Consider the following 17,033-nt stretch of genomic DNA (forward strand, 5'->3'; position numbering starts at 1 on the left):
CAGCAGGGATCACGGTGATCCCCCGACCGAGAGGGTGGGGCATGAAGTTCCGCGTCGAACGTGACGTCCTCGCAGAAGCCGTCACGTGGATCGCTCGCAGCCTTCCCACCCGTCCCCCGGTCCCCGTGCTGGCCGGTGTGCGCATCGAGGCCGACTCCGACGGCACGCTGCGGCTCGCGAGCTTCGACTACGAGGTCTCCGCCCGTTCCGAGGTCCCCGCCGACGTCAGCGAACCCGGCACCGTCCTCGTCTCCGGCCGGCTGCTCGCGGAGATCTCCCGCGCCCTGCCCGCCAAGCCGGTCGACGTGTCCCTCGAGGGCACCAAGGTCACCGTCACCTGCGGCGCCAGCCGGTTCACGCTGCTCACGATGCCCGTCGAGGACTACCCGCAGCTCCCGGCGATGCCCGCGCTCACGGGCACCGTCGACGGCGACGAGCTCACCAAGGCGGTCGGCCAGGTCACCGTGGCCGCCAGCCGTGACGACACGCTCCCCCTGCTGACCGGCGTCCGCGTCGAGATCGAGGGCGAGAAGATCACGCTGCTCGCGACCGACCGCTACCGCCTGGCCCTGCGAGAGCTCACCTGGAAGCCGGCGCGCCCGGAGGTCTCCGAGGTCGCGCTCGTCCGTGCCCGGACCCTGAACGACGCCGCGAAGTCGCTCGGCGCGTCCGGCTCCGTCAACGTCGCGCTCGCCACGGGCCAAGGCGTCGACCTCATCGGCTTCGAGGCGGGCGGCCGGCACACCACGTCGCTCCTGGTCGACGGGGACTACCCCGCGGTCCGCCGGCTGTTCCCGGACGAGTCGCCGATCCACGCCGTCGTGAACACACAGCTGCTCGCCGACGCGGCCAAGCGCGTGGCCCTCGTCGCGGAGCGCAACACCCCGATCCGGCTGACGTTCTCCGAGGGGCAGGTCGTCCTCGACGCCGGGCAGGGCGACGACGCGCAGGCGTCCGAGGCGCTGGAGGCCACGCTGGTCGGCGACGACATCGCCGTGGCGTTCAACCCGCAGTTCCTGCTCGACGGCCTCGGCGCGCTGACCACGTCGTTCGTGCGCCTGTCGTTCACGCACCCGAACAAGCCGGTCGAGTTCACCGGCCAGGAGTCGCTCGAGGGCGAGGACCTCAAGGAGTACCGGTACCTGCTGGTGCCGATCCGCTTCGCGTCCTGACCGGCGCCTCAGCCTCCCGGCGCCGGCGGGACCTCCCGCCGGTGTGACGGGCGAGACGCGCGCATCGTTCGTCAGCACCCCGCCTCGGCAGCAGAATGGCGGGCGACACAGTCGCCCCGGGCCCCACCGGCCCGGCGGCGGTCGGGCGAGGAGAGGTGGAGCGATGCAGATCGGCCTGGTGGGTCTGGGCAGGATGGGCGCGAACATGCGCGACCGGATGCGGAACGCGGGGATCGAGGTCACCGGCTACGACCGGAACCCGGACGTCACCGACGTCGCGTCGCTGGCCGACCTGGTCGAGGCGCTGCCCGCCGGCGAGCGGGTCGTGTGGGTCATGGTGCCGGCCGGCGCGGTGACGCACGCGGTGATCGAGGAGCTCGGCGGCCTGCTGACCGAGGGCGACCTGGTCATCGACGGCGGCAACTCGTACTTCGGTGACGACAAGGGCCACGCGGAGCAGCTCGGCGCGAAGGGCGTGCACTTCCTGGACGTCGGCGTCTCCGGCGGCGTCTGGGGCCTGGCCAACGGCTACGGCCTGATGGTCGGCGGCGACGCGGCCCAGGTCGAGCGCGTGATGCCCGTGTTCGACGCCCTGCGCCCGGAGGGCCCCCGCGAGGAGGGCTTCGTGCACGCGGGCGCCGTCGGTGCCGGGCACTACGCGAAGATGGTGCACAACGGCATCGAGTACGGCCTCATGCAGGCGTACGCCGAGGGCTACGAGCTGCTCGCGGCGAAGGACATCGTGACCGACGTCGCCGGCACCATGAAGGCCTGGCAGCGCGGCACCGTCGTGCGGTCCTGGCTGCTCGAGCTCCTGGTGAAGGCGCTCGAGGACGACCAGCAGTTCGAGGGGATCGACGACTGGGTCGCCGACTCGGGCGAGGGTCGCTGGACCGTGGACGAGGCGATCGACGCCGCCGTGCCGCTGCCGGTCATCACCGCCGCGCTGTTCGCCCGGTTCCAGTCGCGCCAGGAGCAGTCCCCCGCGATGAAGGCGGTCGCGGCGCTGCGCCAGCAGTTCGGCGGCCACGCGGTCCGGGCCGCAGGCGCCCCCATCTCCGGCGACGCCCCGTCCGGCGTGCGCTCGGAGGGCTGACGCCGCTCGATGTACGTCTCGCACCTGTCCCTGACGGACTTCCGGTCGTACCGCCAGGTCGACCTCACCTTCGAGCCCGGGATCACGGCGCTCGTCGGGCCGAACGGGCAGGGCAAGACCAACCTCGTCGAGGCGATCGGCTACGTCTCGACGTTCTCCAGCCACCGCGTGCCGACCGACGCCCCGCTCGTACGAGCCGGGGCGTCGGCGGCCGTGGTGCGCTCCCGCGTGGTCCGCGCGCAGGACGACGGGTCGGAGCGCGCGCTCGTCATCGACCTGCAGCTCGGGTCGGGGCGGTCCAACCGGGTCAAGCTCAACGGAGCCCCGTCGCGCGCCCGGGACGTGGTGGGTGCGCTGCGCTCGGTGCTGTTCGCGCCCGAGGACCTCGCGCTGGTCAAGGGCGATCCCGACGGCCGGCGCCGGTTCGTCGACGAGCTGGCGGTGCAGGTCACGCCGCGGCTGTCCGGCGTCTTCGGCGAGTACGACCGCGTGGTGCGGCAGCGCACCGCCCTGCTCAAGTCCGCCGCGGGGTTCCGCGGGGCGCGCGCGGGGAACCTCGACATCCGGACGCTGGACGTGTGGGACGCCAAGCTCGCCGAGCTCGGGGCGCAGGTGATCGTGGCCCGGCAGGCCGTCGTGTCCGCGCTCGACCCGTACGTCGCGGAGGCGTACGAGCGGGTGAGCGACGGGCAGGGCGCCGCCAGCGCCGGCTACCGGTCCTCCCTCACCGCCGCGCTCGCCGACCCCGGCGACGACGCCCCCCGCCCGGACTCCCCCGCCTCTCCGGTCGCGGTGGTCGAGGCGCAGATGCTCGAGGCGCTGTCCCGGCTGCGACCCAAGGAGCTGGAGCGGGGCGTGTGCCTCGTCGGCCCGCACCGCGACGACCTCGTGCTCACGCTCGGCGACCTGCCGGCGAAGGGCTACGCCAGCCACGGGGAGTCGTGGTCGGTGGCGCTGGCGCTGCGGCTGGCGTCCTACGAGCTCCTGACGAACGGCCCGCGTCCCGGGACCGCCGACGACGTCGCGCAGCTGTGGGTCGCGGACTCCGGTCCGGACGGGGAGCCGGTCCTGATGCTGGACGACGTGTTCGCCGAGCTGGACGCGAAGCGCAGGGAGCGGCTGGCGGACATGGTCGCCGGTGCCCGGCAGGTGTTCGTGACCGCCGCCGTCCCGGGCGACGTCCCCGAGCAGCTGTCCGGCGCGCGGTACGACGTCATGGCGTCGGAGGTCGCCCGTGCCGTCTGACGACGCCGGACCCGCGCGCGACGGGAGCAGCACCCCGGAGGTCGACCCCGCCGTGCCCGTGTGCGAGCAGCTGGACATCACGCCGGCGACCCAGATGGCGAAGCGGTCGCTCGCCCGGTTCCGCTCCGTGGCGCGGTCGAAGGGCTACCGGCCCGGTCAGGCGGCACGCGGCCGGTCCCCGCTGTCCCCCGCCGAGCGCGGCGGACCCGGGGTGCACCCTCGCGACCCGCTGACCGTGTCCAGCACGATGGCCTCGCTGTTCCGCGACCGCGGCTGGGTGCAGGAGGTCTCGGTCGGCGGGGTCGTCGGCCGCTGGCGCGACGTCGTCGGGGACCAGATCGCCGACCACTGCACCCCGGAGACGTTCGCCGACGGGGTCCTCGTCGTCCGGACCGACTCCTCGGCGTGGGCGCAGCAGCTCAAGATGCTCGCCCCGCAGCTCGTGCGGCGGATGGCGGAGGACGTCGGCGAGGGCGTGGTGAAGGACGTGCGCGTGCTCGGCCCGGCCGGCCCGGGGTTCGGCAAGGGGCGGCGGGCGGTCCGCGGCCGGGGCCCGCGCGACACCTGGGGCTGACACCCGCGCGCGCGGGGGACACGGTCCACAGGGGCCGCGGATCTGAGGGGTTCTGGCGTGGGGCCGGGTACACTGTGAATCGACATGTCTGGCGCGTCTGCGCCGGTCCAGGACGCACGATCTCCGTCGTCGTGGAGTGATCCGCCCTCCCGCCCGGAGGACGCTCGTCTCCGCCGCGTGTGAGAACTGAGGAGCACCACCGCCCGTGGCAGACCAGAGCCCCTCCACCGGACCGAACCCTCCGCACGACGCACCCGGGGGGACGGTGAACGGGACTCCCGCCTACGACGCCTCGCAGATCACGGTGCTCGAGGGCCTGGAGGCGGTCCGCAAGCGTCCCGGCATGTACATCGGCTCCACCGGTGAGCGCGGCCTGCACCACCTGGTGTACGAGGTCGTGGACAACTCGGTCGACGAGGCCCTCGCGGGCTACTGCGACCACATCGAGGTCACGCTCCTGGCCGACGGCGGCGTGCGCGTCGTCGACAACGGCCGCGGCATCCCCGTCGCCATCCACCCGACCGAGGGCCGGCCGACCGTCGAGGTCGTCATGACGATCCTGCACGCGGGCGGCAAGTTCGGCGGCGGCGGCTACGCGGTCTCGGGCGGCCTGCACGGCGTCGGCATCTCCGTGGTGAACGCCCTGTCGACGAAGGTGGAGACCGTCGTCAAGCGCGACGGCTACACCTGGGAGCAGGACTTCGCGGACGGCGGCAAGCCGAACGGCGAGCTGCGCCGCGGCGAGCCGACGCAGGAGACGGGCACCCAGCAGACGTTCTGGCCGGACCCCAGCATCTTCGAGACGGTCGAGTTCGACTTCGAGACCCTGCGGTCGCGGTTCCAGCAGATGGCGTTCCTCAACAAGGGCCTGCAGATCTCGCTGACCGACGAGCGCCCGCTGCACTCGGACACCGACGACGAGGTCGCCGGCGAGAGCGGCGAGGCGGCCGAGGGCGACGCGCCCGCGTTCCGCAGCGTCACCTACAAGTACGACGGCGGCCTGGTCGACTACGTCACGCACCTCAACGCGGCCAAGAAGGTCGAGCTCGTGCACCCCGAGGTCATCGACTTCGAGGCCGAGGACACCGAGCGCAAGATCTCCGTGGAGATCGCGATGCAGTGGACCAGCGCCTACTCGGAGTCGGTGCACACCTACGCGAACACCATCTCGACCACCGAGGGCGGTGCGCACGAGGAGGGCTTCCGCGCGGCGATGACCTCGCTGGTCAACCGGTACGCGCGCGAGAAGGGCATCCTCAAGGAGAAGGACGACAACCTCACGGGCGACGACATCCGCGAGGGCCTCACGGCGGTCGTGTCGGTGAAGCTCGGCGAGCCCCAGTTCGAGGGCCAGACGAAGACCAAGCTCGGCAACACCGAGGCGAAGACGTTCGTGCAGCGCGTCGTGAACGAGCAGCTGGCCGACTGGCTGGACTCGCACCCGAACGACGCGCGCGACGTCATCCGCAAGGCGATCCAGGCGTCCCAGGCGCGCATGGCGGCCCGCAAGGCCCGCGAGGCGACCCGCCGCAAGGGCCTGCTCGAGTCGAACTCGATGCCGGGCAAGCTCAAGGACTGCCAGTCGAACAACCCCGCCGAGTGCGAGATCTTCATCGTCGAGGGCGACTCGGCCGGCGGCTCCGCCGTCCGCGGCCGGAACCCGCAGACGCAGGCGATCCTCCCGCTGCGCGGCAAGATCCTCAACGTCGAGCGGGCCCGCCTCGACCGCGCGCTCGGCAACGCCGAGGTGCAGGCGCTCATCACGGCCTTCGGCACCGGCATCGGCGAGGACTTCGACATCTCGAAGCTGCGGTACCACAAGATCGTGCTGATGGCCGATGCCGACGTCGACGGCCAGCACATCCGCACGCTGCTGCTCACGCTGCTCTACCGGTACATGCCGGAGCTGATCCTCAAGGGCCACGTGTACATGGCGCAGCCGCCGCTGTTCCGCATCAAGTGGTCGAACGCCCCGCACGACTACGTGTACTCGGACCGGGAGCGGGACGCCGTGCTGGCCGACGGCCAGGCGAACGGCAAGCGGATCCCGAAGGACAACGCGATCCAGCGGTACAAGGGTCTGGGCGAGATGGACTACTCGGAGCTGTGGGAGACCACGATGGCGCCCGAGCACCGCACGCTGCTGCAGGTCACGCTGGACGAGGCGGCCGCGGCGGACGAGATCTTCTCCGTGCTGATGGGCGAGGACGTCGAGTCCCGCCGCTCGTTCATCCAGCGGAACGCGCGCGACGTGCGCTTCCTGGACATCTGACCGCGGCGCACCCGCTCCTCCCCGACCTCCCGGCCGCCTGCGCCGGGACCAGTCCCACCGAAGGACCTGATTCGTGACAGAGCTGACCGGCGACAACATCGAGCACGGCCGCATCGACCAGGTGGACCTGCAGCTCGAGATGCAGCGGTCCTACCTGGACTACGCGATGGCCGTCATCGTGGGCCGTGCGCTCCCGGACGTCCGCGACGGCCTGAAGCCGGTGCACCGCCGCGTCCTGTACGCCATGTACGACGGCGGCTACCGCCCGGACCGGCAGTTCTCGAAGTGCAGCCGCGTCGTCGGCGACGTCATGGGCAAGTACCACCCGCACGGCGACACGGCGATCTACGACGCCCTGGTGCGCCTGGTGCAGGACTGGTCGCTGCGGTACCCGCTGGTCGCCGGCCAGGGGAACTTCGGCTCCCCCGGCGACGACCCGGCCGCCGCCCCGCGGTACACCGAGTGCAAGATGGCCCCGCTGGCCATGGAGATGGTCCGGGACATCGACGAGGACACCGTCGACTTCCAGGACAACTACGACGGCCGCACCCAGGAGCCGTCGATCCTCCCGTCGCGGTTCCCGAACCTGCTGGTCAACGGCTCCGCCGGTATCGCGGTCGGCATGGCGACGAACATCCCGCCGCACAACCTCCGCGAGGTCGCCGAGGGCGTCCGCTGGCACCTGGACAACCCGGAGGCCAGCAAGGAGGAGCTGCTCGAGGAGCTCCTGCGCCGCGTCAAGGGCCCGGACTTCCCCACCGGCGCGACGATCCTCGGCCACCGGGGCATCGAGGAGGCGTACCGCACCGGCCGCGGCTCCATCACGATGCGGGCGGTCGTCGAGGTCGAGGAGATCCAGGGCCGGATCTGCCTGGTCGTCACCGAGCTGCCGTACCAGGTGAACCCCGACACCCTGGCCAAGAAGATCGCCGACCTCGTCCGCGAGAACCGGGTGCAGGGCATCGCCGACATCCGCGACGAGACCTCGGGCCGCACCGGTCAGCGTCTGGTCGTCGTGCTGAAGCGCGACGCGGTCGCGAAGGTCGTCCTGAACAACCTGTACAAGCACACGCAGCTGCAGGACACGTTCGGCGCGAACATGCTGGCGCTGGTCGACGGCGTGCCGCGCACGCTCAGCCTCGACGCGTTCATCCGGCACTGGACGAGCCACCAGCTCGACGTCGTCGTGCGGCGCACGAACTTCCGGCTGCGCAAGGCCGAGGAGCAGATCCACATCTACCGCGGCTACCTCAAGGCGCTCGACGCGCTGGACGAGGTCATCGCGCTCATCCGCCGCTCCCCCGACGCCGACGAGGCCCGCACGGGCCTCATGGCGCTCCTGGACATCGACGAGGTCCAGGCCAACGCGATCCTCACCCTGCAGCTGCGGCGCCTGGCGGCGCTGGAGCGGCAGCGGATCCTCGACGACTACGCGAAGCTCGAGGCCGAGATCCGCGGCTACCGCGCGATCCTCGAGTCCCCGGAGCGTCAGCGCGGCATCGTGCGCGAGGAGCTCGACGAGATCGTCGCGAAGTACGGCGACGAGCGCCGCACGACGATCCTGCCGTTCGACGGCGAGGTGTCCGTCGAGGACCTCATCGCCGAGGAGGAGATGGTCGTCACCATCACCCGCGGCGGCTACGCGAAGCGCACCCGGTCGGACAACTACCGGGCCCAGCGCCGCGGCGGCAAGGGCGTGCGCGGCGCGCAGCTGCGCGAGGACGACATCGTCGACCACTTCTTCGTGACGACCACGCACCACTGGCTGCTGTTCTTCACGAACCTCGGCCGCGTGTACCGCGCCAAGGCGTACGAGCTGCCCGAGGGCGGCCGCGACGCCAAGGGGCAGCACGTCGCCAACCTGCTGGCCTTCCAGCCGGGCGAGAAGATCGCCCAGGTCCTGGACCTGCGGGACTACGAGCAGGCCGAGTACCTGGTCCTCGCGACCAAGCGCGGCCTGGTGAAGAAGACCCGCCTGTCGGAGTACGACTCCAACCGGTCCGGCGGCGTCATCGCGATCAACCTGCGCGAGGACGAGAACGGCCTGCCGGACGAGCTCGTCTCGGCGCGGATCGTCGACTCCGTGAACGACCTCATCCTGGTGTCCCGCAAGGGCCAGTCCCTGCGGTTCACCGCGACGGACGAGGCGCTGCGTCCGATGGGCCGCGCGACCTCCGGCGTCACGGGCATGAAGTTCCGGGCGGACGACGAGCTGCTCGCGATGGACGTCGTCCGCGAGGAGGCGTTCCTGTTCACCGTCACGCAGGGCGGCATCGCCAAGCGGACCGCCCTGACGGTGGAGAACTACCGCGTCCAGGGTCGCGGCGGTCTCGGCATCAAGGTCGCGAACCTCCCCGAGGCGAACGGCGACCTGGTCGGCGCGCTGGTCACGGACGCGGACGACGAGGTGCTGGTGATCATGGAGCGCGGCAAGATCGTGCGCTCCGCGACCTCCGAGGTGAACGCCACGGGCCGCACCACGCAGGGCGTGATCTTCGCGAAGCCCGACAACGGCGACCGGATCATCGCGGTCGCACGCAACATCGAGCGCCACCTCGGCGACGAGGCGGGTACCGTGGGTGAGTCGGGCGAGCAGGACGTGACATCCGCGGCCCTCGAGGACACCAGCGCCACCACAGCTCCGGACGCCCCGGTGGCTGACGAGACCTCCGAGGAGGATGCATGAGCAGCGACACGCCGCCGTCCATCCCGCCCCGCAAGCAGTCGGGCAGCGACACGGCCGAGAAGCCGGCAGGCGGCCGCACGGCCACCGACACCGGCGCGCGGACGGGCACCACCACGACCACCTCCGGCAAGGCACCGACGGCCACCACGCCGACGGGCGCGACCTCGACGGGCACCACGTCGAAGGGGTCCGGCGCCCCGGCGCGCAGCGCGTCAACGGCGTCGCCGAGCACCAAGGCGACCCCCGCGGCAGCCGCTGCGACCACCACGCAGGAGCCCGTGCGCCCGGCCGCCGCCGCGCCGCGCACGAGCACCCCGGCCGGCTCTCCCCGCGACGACACCGACCGGAAGGCGTCCCCCTCCGCCGGGTCCCGTCCCGCGTCGGGCTCGCTCACCAGCGGCTCCGGCCCGCGGCGCGTGCGCCTCGCGGTCTCCCGGGTCGACCCGTGGTCGGTGATGAAGCTGTCGTTCCTCATCTCCGTCGCGATCGGCATCATGATCGTCGTCGCCACCGCGGTGGTGTGGCTGACGCTCGACGGCCTGCACGTCTTCGCGTCGCTGAACGACCTCGTGACCGAGATCCTGGCCGACTCCAGCATCGACCTGATGCGGTACGTGGAGTTCGACCGCGTCATCTCCGTCGCGACCCTGGTCGCCGTCGTGGACGTGTTCCTCATCACGGCTCTCGCCACGATCGGGGCGTTCCTGTACAACATCACGGCCGCCCTGGTGGGCGGCGTGCACGTCACGATGACGGACGAGTGACACCCGGTTTGGGCGGGCAGCCCCTGCTGGGGTAGTCTCGACCGGCACGCCAGCGTGCCACGGGCCTATAGCTCAGACGGTTAGAGCGCTTCCCTGATAAGGAAGAGGTCAGAGGTTCAAGTCCTCTTAGGCCCACTCCCGAGCCCCTGGGGGAACCCATGAAGAAGCTCCTGCTCCTGGTGGTCGTCGCCGCCGCCGGCTACGTCGCCTGGACGCGGTACGCCGCCGAGCGCGACGACCGCGACCTGTGGGCCGAGGTCACCGACCCTGTCGAGTAGGGCTCGCTCCACCACCCGCGTCCCGGTGCACCGGGGCGTCCCGGGGCCATGGCGCAATTGGTAGCGCACCTGCTTTGCAAGCAGGGGGTTAGGGGTTCGAGTCCCCTTGGCTCCACCACCCGCAGCGCGACGAAGGCCCGGCACCTCGCAGGTGCCGGGCCTTCGTGCGTCATCCGGCGTCGGCGACGACGACCTTGCCGATCACGTGCCCGGTCTCCACGTCGGCGTGGGCGCGGCGCATCTGCTCGGCCTCCAGCGGCGCGTAGGTGTGCGTGAGCGTCGTCCTCAGGCGCCCGGAGTCGACGAGACCGGAGACGACGTCGAGCAGCTCGTGCTGAGCGGTGAGGTCCCAGCCGTGCAGCGGGCGGGCGAACATGAACTCCCAGTGCCAGGAGATGCTCTTGCCCTTCAGGGCGGCGAAGTCCAGGTCGCCCTCGTCGTCGATCGCGACGATCTGACCGAACGGCCGGGTGACCGAGACGAACAGCGGCATCCGTCCCCTGCTCTGGGGAGTGAAGACGTAGTCCACCCCGCCGGGAGCGAGCCGGAGGATCTGCTCCTCCAGGTCCGGCGCGCCGTGGTCCACGACCGCATCCGCGCCGAGCTCCTCCACCCACGCCCGTGACTCCTCGCGAGACGCGGTGGCGATCACGCGGACATCCGTCAACGCCTTGGCCAGCTGGATGAGGATCGAGCCGACGCCGCCGGCAGCTCCGAGGACGAGCAACGTCCCGGTGGTCTCCTTGTGCAGCTGGAGCTTGTGGAAGAGCGCCTCCCACGCCGTGATGGTCGTCAGCGGCAACGCCGCAGCCTCGGCGTGGGTGAGCGTCCTCGGCTTGTGCCCGATGATGCGCTCGTCGACCAGCTGGCGTGCGGCGTACGTGCCGGGACGATCGAGCGTCCCTGCGTAGTAGACGTCGTCGCCGGGGCGGAACAGGGTGACCAGCTCGCCGACCGCGCTGACGGTTCCCGACGCGTCCCACCCGAGCACGCGATCGTCCGTGGCGGGACCGCCGCTGGCGCGCACCTTCACGTCGACGGGATTGACCGACACCGCCTTCACCTCGACGAGGACGTCGTGACCGGTCGGCGCAGCGGGAGCCGGGATCTCCGCGTCGACCAGGCTGCGGGTACCCGTGAGCGGCCCTCCGGAGCGCGAGACGATCGCACGCATCGTGCCGGTGGGCGAGGTGGTGGCGGATGTCATCGGTGTGAGCCCTCTCGTCGTGGTGCTGCCGGCTGCGGCGGCACGCGGACGATAGCTCCGGGGCAGTGGTTACCCGAAAGGGGACCTGCTATCCATCGGGTAGTGCCCTCAGGCGTGGTCTCCCTGCGGCACCGCGCGCGCGTACTGCGACTCGGCCCACGTGCGGAGCGCGAACACGGGCACGAGCGCACCGCGGCCGTCCGCGGTGAGCGAGTACTCCACGTGCAGCGGCACCGCGGGGAAGACCGTGCGGTCGACGAGGCCGAAACGCTCCAGCCGGCGCAACGTCGAGGTCAGCACCTTCGGCGACACCCCCTGCAGCTGCCTCTGCAGCGAGCCGAAGCGCCGTGGACCGTCCGCCAGGGCCCCGATCGCGAGCGCCGCCCACTTGTTCGCCACGACGTCGAGAAGGTCCCGGCACGGGCAATCCGCCGAATAGACGTCGCCGCGAGGTCCGCCGTCGAGGCCGGTCGTTTCGCTTTCACATATCGTCATGTTCCACTCCCCCTGTCCGGCCGAAACGCCGAACTACTTCCCGTCCGATAGTAGCGGCCCTTGCGGGTAACCATCGACGACGGCATAAATTCGTCCTGCTCGTGCGGCGCTTCACCCGCGTCGCACGACCGACAGAAGAAGTCGCATCCGTGGTGACAGATCGGTGACGGGCGCAGTCCCGACGGATTCGCGGTGGACTCACCGCAGCCTTCCACAGAATTTCGCGGCGATCCCTCGAGAGGAACGAATGATGGTCACGCTCGTCGAACGCACCGTGCATCAGCCCGTCAGCACGCAGGTCCCAGCCGGAGCCGCCTCCCACCTGGTCGTGGAGCACCTCGGCGACCTGCTGGTGCGCGCCGACGCCCACCTCACTCGTGAGCGGTTCACGAACGAGAACTTCACCAAGGACGACCCCTACCGCGTGCGCGGCCAGGAGGTCTTCGTCGACGCGGTGCAGCAGGTGAGCGCCGATCTCGGTGCCTTCTCCGCGCGCTTCCCGGACCAGAGGGGACTCGTAGCCTCGTTCTCCGCCGCGTTGGCGACGGCAGCGACACGCGAGACCGGACTCGGGGAGATCGGCGTGGCCTATCGCTCGGCCCTGGAGGCGTTCCGCGACGCGTTCGAACCGAGCGCGTCGGGATCCCGCGCCCACGCGGTCTTCACCGACGAGGGTCTCGACGTGTACGTGCGCGTGGTCCGGCCGCAGCACGCCTCGGCAGATCAGGACTTCCTCGCCGCGGCCTCCGCCCTGCTCGGGTCGCGGCGGGAAGCGGAGGACAACCTGACCGTCGACGAGCGCATCGCCGTGCGTGCCGCCTACTGGCTCCTCGACCAGGGCGTCCAGATCCCCGGCTCCTTCCCCATCTGGGGGACCTCGGGGTTCCGCGACGTGCAGACCTACGCCTCCATCACCGATCCCGGCGAGGGTCACCTGGCGGGCACCACGGTGTTCCCGGGCAACCTGCACGGGGTCATCGTCCACGTCGAGCATCTCGAGCGGGGTGTGGACCGGAGCCGTGACGAGCTCGAGCCGTACCGCATTCCGTCTCCTCGCATGGTCGCCCGCGTCCGGCTCCACGTGGGTGCGGCCGCACCGACGTCCAGCTACATCGGTCGACCGCTGTTCGACGGCACGGTCGCCGACTCGCTGATCAAGACCAGCCGGACCTTCGCCGCAGCAGCGTCCTCGTTGCTCTCCGACGGTCTGGCCGAGGTGAAGTTCGCCGTCGAACGGCTGACGGCCCGGGAGGCAGTCGAGCTGCTGTCGTCGTTGGCGCGGGAAGTCCGGCGCGACCGTCACGCACAAGTTCTGTCCGCGGCCGTGAACATCAACATCCCCATTCTCGACGACCGCTCGGAGACCGTGAAGGCGCACGGCGAAGCGCGATGGGCGAGCACGCACGAGGAGATCGGACTGCTGGGCGTGGCGATCGCCGTCGCGGCGGGATTCGACAAGGTGACCTGGGACGGCACGGCGGACACCTACCCGAGCCGGTGCATCACGGATCAGCTGACCCGGCCGGTCGCCCTCTCTCTCGTCCACCGAGCGCACGAATCCGGCTTGCTGACGTACTTCTCGGCGGGATTCCGTTACGACAACATCCCCGACGCCGTCATTTCCGGTGTCGACGGAATCGGTATCGGCGGGGCGCAGATCCTGCGCTACATGGACAAGGTCACCGGCAACCACGGACCGTTCCTGCCGGGCAACATCCAGCAGATCCTCGCCGTTCGCGACGCTGCCGCCGAGACGCCGGCCGGACGTGGCGGGCAGCTTCTCGCACGGCTGGATCGGCTCTACTACGAGGGGACCCTCGACATCGATGCCGAGCCCTGGCGGGAGCGCCTCTTCACCGCACTGCAGGAGGACGATGAGGCGGCGATCAGCGAGGCCCTCGATGCGCTCCAGAACATCGCCGACCGCGAGCCCGACACGGCACCGCCGCTCCTGGCCTGGGCGGGACGACTGGTGTCGGCCGGGAACGTGCTGGCGAGGAACCGCATCGACTCCCGGCACTGGGATCCCCTGATGGGCCGGATCCGCGACGCGGCGAGCCGCGGTGACATCGTCGCTCTTGAAGAGCACCTCCGTCCGGCCACGGTGCAGCCGCGCCTCCGCTAGCAGCTCAGCGTCCGACCCTGTCCGCGCGACGACACCGCGCGACGAAGGCCCGGCACCTCGCAGGTGCCGGGCCTTCGTGCGTCGTGCGGGTCGTGCGGTCGGGTCAGGCCTGGGGCCCGCTCTCCGTGGTGCCCTCGACCGGGGTGGTGCCGGTCGTGCCCTCGGACGCCGTCGCGCCGGTGTCGGGCTTCTTCGGGGCGGCACGGCGCTGCGTGGCCTTCTTGGTCGCCTCGGTCACCTTCTCGGTGGCGTCGGCGACGCGCTCCTCGACGTCCTCGCGGACCTCGGCGACGCGCTCGGCGGCCTTCTGGGTGGCCTCACGGCTGCGGGCGACGGCCTCGCCGGCGGCCTGGCCCACGGCCTCCGCCGCGTCACCGGCGCGGGCGCGGAGCTGGTCGCCGGCGGGGGCCTCGGGCTCCCACGGCTCGGCCCACGGGTCGGTGGTGGTGCGGGACCGGGTCCAGGCGAAGACGCCGGCGCCGGCGCCGAGCAGCAGGGCGACGAGGAAGAACCGCTTGGCGCCCTTGTGCTTCTTCTTCGCGGGCTTGCCCGCGGCGGCGGCAGCACCGGCGGCCGCGGCCGCCAGGAGCGACTTCGTCTTCGCGGACTCCTTGTCGGCGACCTTCTCGACCACCGCGCCGGCCCGCTCCGCGGCGTCGTTGACCGCCTGGACCACCTTGGGCAGCAGCTCGTCGACCAGCTTGTCGTGCGCCGTGTCGATGACCGGCGTCGCGGCGACCGCGGCCTTCTCGACCCGCGGGGCGGCGGCCTTCACGCTCTCCTTGTACAGGTGGTCGATGCGGGGGACGAGCCACTCGACGGCGGCGTCGACGCGCGGCTGGCCCCAGTCGACCGCGTGGCCGGCGGCACCCTTGGCCAGCACGGCGGCCTCCGCGGCCTGCAGCTTGGCGGCGGCGGCGAGCTTGCCCGCGCCGTCGGCGGCCTTCACCCCGGCGTCGGCCAGCACGGCCCCCACGTCGGCCGCCTGCCCCTTGAGGCGCTCGGAGGTCGCGGGGTCGGAGACGATCTCGATCTTGTTCCGTCGGTGAAGGAACGCCATGTCCACACTCTCCTGCTCAGCTGGTCCGGTGTCGTCCCACTCTGCCACCGTCAGCCCTTTCGCGCAGGTGGCAGGCGTGTGTTCGTCGCGCGTGAACACACGATCCCCACCGGGCCGCCGCACAGGGGTCCGTGACAGGATGGCGGGCATGCACGCGACCCTGCACACGAACCGTGGCGACATCCGCCTGGAGCTCTACCCCAACCACGCCCCGAAGACCGTCGAGAACTTCCGCGGCCTCGCGACCGGCGAGAAGGAGTGGACCGACCCCGCGACCGGGGAGAAGAAGACCACGCCCCTCTACGACGGCGTCGTCTTCCACCGTGTGATCGACGGCTTCATGATCCAGGGCGGCGACCCGCTCGGCCGCGGCACCGGTGGCCCCGGCTACACGTTCGACGACGAGATCCACCCCGAGCTGCGGTTCTCGGAGCCGTACCTGCTCGCGATGGCGAACGCCGGCCTGCGACGCGACCCGATCACCGGCCAGGTCGGCGGCACGAACGGCTCGCAGTTCTTCATCACCGTCACCGAGACGCCGCACCTCAACGGCAAGCACACGATCTTCGGCAAGGTGGCCGACGACGAGAGCCGTGCCGTCGTCGACGCGATCGCCACGACGCGCACCCGCCCGGGCGACCGGCCGGTCGAGGACGTGGTGATCGAGTCGGTGTCGTTCGAGTCCTGACGCCTCGATGACCCAGCCGCAGCCGGGCCCCGCGCCCGCCGCGCCGCCGCCCGTCTGCCCCCGGCACCCCGACCGCATCGCGTACGTGCGGTGCCAGCGGTGCGGGCGGCCGGCGTGCCCGGAGTGCCAGCGCCCGGCTGCGGTGGGCATCCAGTGCGTGGACTGCGTGCGGGAGGCGGCCCGGTCGCAGCCCGTCGCGCGCACGGCGTTCGGGGGCCGGGCGACCACCGGCCGGCCCGTCGTCACCCTCACCCTGATCGCGCTGTGCGCGGTGAGCTTCGTGCTGCAGCTGGCGAACCCCGGCTGGACCCGGGCGCTGGCGTTCGTGCCGGTGCTGGGCGAGGTGGAGCCGTGGCGGTTCCTCACCTCCGCGTTCCTGCACGCGCCCAACCAGGTGCTGCACATCGCGTTCAACATGATCGCCCTGTGGTCCGTGGGCCCGTTCCTCGAGGCGTCGCTCGGCCGGTGGCGGTTCCTGGCGCTGTACCTGCTGAGCGCGGTCGGCGGCTCGGTGATGTTCCTGCTGCTGGCGACGCCCTACACCGCGTCGTGGTTCACCGTGCTCGTCGGGGCGTCGGGGGCGGTGTTCGGCCTGTTCGGAGCGGTCCTCGTGGTCCTGCGGCGCGTGGGACGCAGCGCACGCGGGATCGTCGGCATCCTCGTCATCAACGGGGTGCTCGGGTTCCTGCTGCCCGGCGTCGCGTGGCAGGCGCACCTGGGGGGCCTGGTCGTCGGTGCTGCGGTGGGGGCGGCCTTCGCGTACGCCCCCCGCGAGCGGCGGCTCCCCGTGGCGATCGGCACCTGCGCCGGCATGGCCGTGCTGCTCGTCGGTGCCGCGCTGGTGACGTACGCGGGCGTCTGACGCCCGTCCCCAGCTCTGCTCACAGCTGTGGAATTACACTGGTGTAGTTATCCACAGGGTTGTGCACCCCTGGGGAAACAGCGGTCCGAGCCTGTGGAGGAGCGCCCGCCGCCTGGGGACGGCCCTGTGGTGGACCGTCCCTGACGCCGGTGGCGTCACTTCCAGCGCGTGGCCATCCCGAGCCCGACCAGCGCGAACGCGAAGCCGATCGCGAGGTTCCAGGAGCCGATGCCCGGGATCGGGTAGTCGAAGTTCGTCAGGTACGTGACCACGATCCAGACGAGGCCGACCACGAGCAGGCCGACGAGCACGGGCACGAACCACGTCGGGTTGACCGCCGGTCCGGCCGAGCGCTCGGGCGGCGCGGTGTAGTGCGACTTCTGCCGCGTCCTCGACTTGGGCACGGGATGCTCCTGACCTCGTACGTCTGACTGCGCTGGACCTGACCCGGCCACCGCACGCTCCAGCTGTGGACGCGCGCACGCGCGGGCGTGACGTGGCCTAGCGTA

General features: G+C 71.5%; 15 protein-coding genes and 2 tRNA genes. 13 read left to right on the forward strand and 4 right to left on the reverse strand.

The window, feature by feature from the left end:
• Positions 1-41 precede the first annotated feature (41 nt).
• The 10 genes from dnaN (at position 42) to KJP73_RS18605 (ending at position 10,205) form a co-directional block, all read left to right on the forward strand.
• The gene (gene dnaN / locus KJP73_RS18560) at positions 42-1,172 is read left to right on the forward strand and encodes a DNA polymerase III subunit beta (RefSeq protein WP_213284363.1); all 1,131 of its coding nucleotides are present in this window, start codon (positions 42-44) and stop codon (positions 1,170-1,172) included.
• 163 nt (positions 1,173-1,335) lie between these two features.
• The gene (gene gnd / locus KJP73_RS18565; RefSeq protein WP_213284364.1) at positions 1,336-2,268 is read left to right on the forward strand and encodes a phosphogluconate dehydrogenase (NAD(+)-dependent, decarboxylating); all 933 of its coding nucleotides are present in this window, start codon (positions 1,336-1,338) and stop codon (positions 2,266-2,268) included.
• Positions 2,269-2,277: 9 nt separating this feature from the next.
• On the forward strand, positions 2,278-3,513 hold the full coding sequence (gene recF, locus KJP73_RS18570) for a DNA replication/repair protein RecF (protein ID WP_213284365.1): 1,236 nt from the start codon (positions 2,278-2,280) through the stop codon (positions 3,511-3,513).
• The gene (locus KJP73_RS18575) at positions 3,503-4,087 is read left to right on the forward strand and encodes a DUF721 domain-containing protein (protein ID WP_249669547.1); all 585 of its coding nucleotides are present in this window, start codon (positions 3,503-3,505) and stop codon (positions 4,085-4,087) included. Before recF ends, KJP73_RS18575 begins: the two co-directional genes overlap by 11 nt.
• 265 nt (positions 4,088-4,352) lie before the next feature.
• A complete protein-coding gene (gyrB, locus tag KJP73_RS18580) occupies positions 4,353-6,359 on the forward strand; it encodes a DNA topoisomerase (ATP-hydrolyzing) subunit B (protein ID WP_213284366.1) in 2,007 nt (668 codons plus the stop codon).
• A 73-nt stretch (positions 6,360-6,432) separates the two neighbouring features.
• Positions 6,433-9,045, forward strand: coding sequence for a DNA gyrase subunit A (gene gyrA / locus KJP73_RS18585; protein ID WP_213284367.1), 2,613 nt, complete (start codon positions 6,433-6,435; stop codon positions 9,043-9,045).
• On the forward strand, positions 9,042-9,809 hold the full coding sequence (locus tag KJP73_RS18590) for a DUF3566 domain-containing protein (RefSeq protein ID WP_213284368.1): 768 nt from the start codon (positions 9,042-9,044) through the stop codon (positions 9,807-9,809). Before gyrA ends, KJP73_RS18590 begins: the two co-directional genes overlap by 4 nt.
• A 61-nt stretch (positions 9,810-9,870) precedes the next feature.
• Positions 9,871-9,944: transfer RNA gene (locus KJP73_RS18595), tRNA-Ile, on the forward strand.
• Between the two features lie 23 nt (positions 9,945-9,967).
• Positions 9,968-10,087 (forward strand): DLW-39 family protein, encoded by a 120-nt coding sequence (locus tag KJP73_RS18600; RefSeq protein ID WP_213284369.1) that lies wholly within the window; start codon positions 9,968-9,970, stop codon positions 10,085-10,087.
• Between the two features lie 42 nt (positions 10,088-10,129).
• A tRNA-Ala gene (locus tag KJP73_RS18605) sits at positions 10,130-10,205 on the forward strand.
• Positions 10,206-10,256: 51 nt separating this feature from the next.
• On the opposite strand, the gene KJP73_RS18610 is transcribed toward KJP73_RS18605, so the two are convergent.
• Together KJP73_RS18610 and KJP73_RS18615 are read right to left on the reverse strand one after the other, a co-directional pair.
• Complete coding sequence (locus tag KJP73_RS18610; protein WP_213284370.1) at positions 10,257-11,294, reverse strand: zinc-binding alcohol dehydrogenase family protein; 1,038 nt, start codon at positions 11,292-11,294, stop codon at positions 10,257-10,259.
• Between the two features lie 108 nt (positions 11,295-11,402).
• Positions 11,403-11,693: a winged helix-turn-helix transcriptional regulator gene (locus tag KJP73_RS18615; protein ID WP_249669548.1), complete on the reverse strand. Its 291-nt coding sequence runs from the start codon at positions 11,691-11,693 to the stop codon at positions 11,403-11,405.
• A gap of 346 nt (positions 11,694-12,039) precedes the next feature.
• Here KJP73_RS18615 and KJP73_RS18620 point away from each other — a divergent pair, with 346 nt between their 5' ends.
• Positions 12,040-13,914 carry a hypothetical protein gene (locus KJP73_RS18620; protein ID WP_213284372.1) on the forward strand — a complete coding sequence of 625 codons (1,875 nt, stop codon included), beginning with the start codon at positions 12,040-12,042 and terminating at the stop codon, positions 13,912-13,914.
• Positions 13,915-14,017: 103 nt separating this feature from the next.
• Here KJP73_RS18620 and KJP73_RS19580 read toward each other — a convergent pair whose 3' ends face one another.
• Positions 14,018-14,974 (reverse strand): hypothetical protein, encoded by a 957-nt coding sequence (locus KJP73_RS19580; protein ID WP_213284373.1) that lies wholly within the window; start codon positions 14,972-14,974, stop codon positions 14,018-14,020.
• Positions 14,975-15,122: 148 nt separating this feature from the next.
• Between KJP73_RS19580 and KJP73_RS18630 the strand changes: the two genes are divergently transcribed.
• Positions 15,123-15,662 carry a peptidylprolyl isomerase gene (locus tag KJP73_RS18630; protein WP_213284374.1) on the forward strand — a complete coding sequence of 180 codons (540 nt, stop codon included), beginning with the start codon at positions 15,123-15,125 and terminating at the stop codon, positions 15,660-15,662.
• Between the two features lie 7 nt (positions 15,663-15,669).
• Entirely contained in the window at positions 15,670-16,524 is an 855-nt protein-coding gene (locus KJP73_RS18635; protein WP_213284375.1) for a rhomboid family intramembrane serine protease, read from the forward strand.
• A gap of 155 nt (positions 16,525-16,679) precedes the next feature.
• Here KJP73_RS18635 and KJP73_RS18640 read toward each other — a convergent pair whose 3' ends face one another.
• Positions 16,680-16,928, reverse strand: a complete 249-nt coding sequence (locus tag KJP73_RS18640; protein ID WP_213284376.1) for a cell division protein CrgA — start codon at positions 16,926-16,928, stop codon at positions 16,680-16,682.
• Between the last annotated feature and the right edge of the window lie 105 nt (positions 16,929-17,033).

It is taken from the genome of Cellulomonas hominis, from assembly GCF_901521055.1.
Lineage (GTDB): Bacteria > Actinomycetota > Actinomycetes > Actinomycetales > Cellulomonadaceae > Cellulomonas > Cellulomonas endometrii.

Bases quoted from the DNA above. Each gene is read 5' to 3' on its own strand.
- dnaN (WP_213284363.1), top strand. From the start codon at position 42: ATGAAGTTCCGCGTCGAACGTGACGTCCTCGCAGAAGCCGTCACGTGG.
- gnd (WP_213284364.1), top strand. From the start codon at position 1,336: ATGCAGATCGGCCTGGTGGGTCTGGGCAGGATGGGCGCGAACATGCGC.
- recF (WP_213284365.1), top strand. From the start codon at position 2,278: ATGTACGTCTCGCACCTGTCCCTGACGGACTTCCGGTCGTACCGCCAG.
- KJP73_RS18590 (WP_213284368.1), top strand. From the start codon at position 9,042: ATGAGCAGCGACACGCCGCCGTCCATCCCGCCCCGCAAGCAGTCGGGC.
- KJP73_RS18600 (WP_213284369.1), top strand. From the start codon at position 9,968: ATGAAGAAGCTCCTGCTCCTGGTGGTCGTCGCCGCCGCCGGCTACGTC.
- KJP73_RS18610 (WP_213284370.1), bottom strand. From the start codon at position 11,294: ATGACATCCGCCACCACCTCGCCCACCGGCACGATGCGTGCGATCGTC.
- KJP73_RS18620 (WP_213284372.1), top strand. From the start codon at position 12,040: ATGGTCACGCTCGTCGAACGCACCGTGCATCAGCCCGTCAGCACGCAG.
- KJP73_RS19580 (WP_213284373.1), bottom strand. From the start codon at position 14,974: ATGGCGTTCCTTCACCGACGGAACAAGATCGAGATCGTCTCCGACCCC.
- KJP73_RS18630 (WP_213284374.1), top strand. From the start codon at position 15,123: ATGCACGCGACCCTGCACACGAACCGTGGCGACATCCGCCTGGAGCTC.
- KJP73_RS18635 (WP_213284375.1), top strand. From the start codon at position 15,670: ATGACCCAGCCGCAGCCGGGCCCCGCGCCCGCCGCGCCGCCGCCCGTC.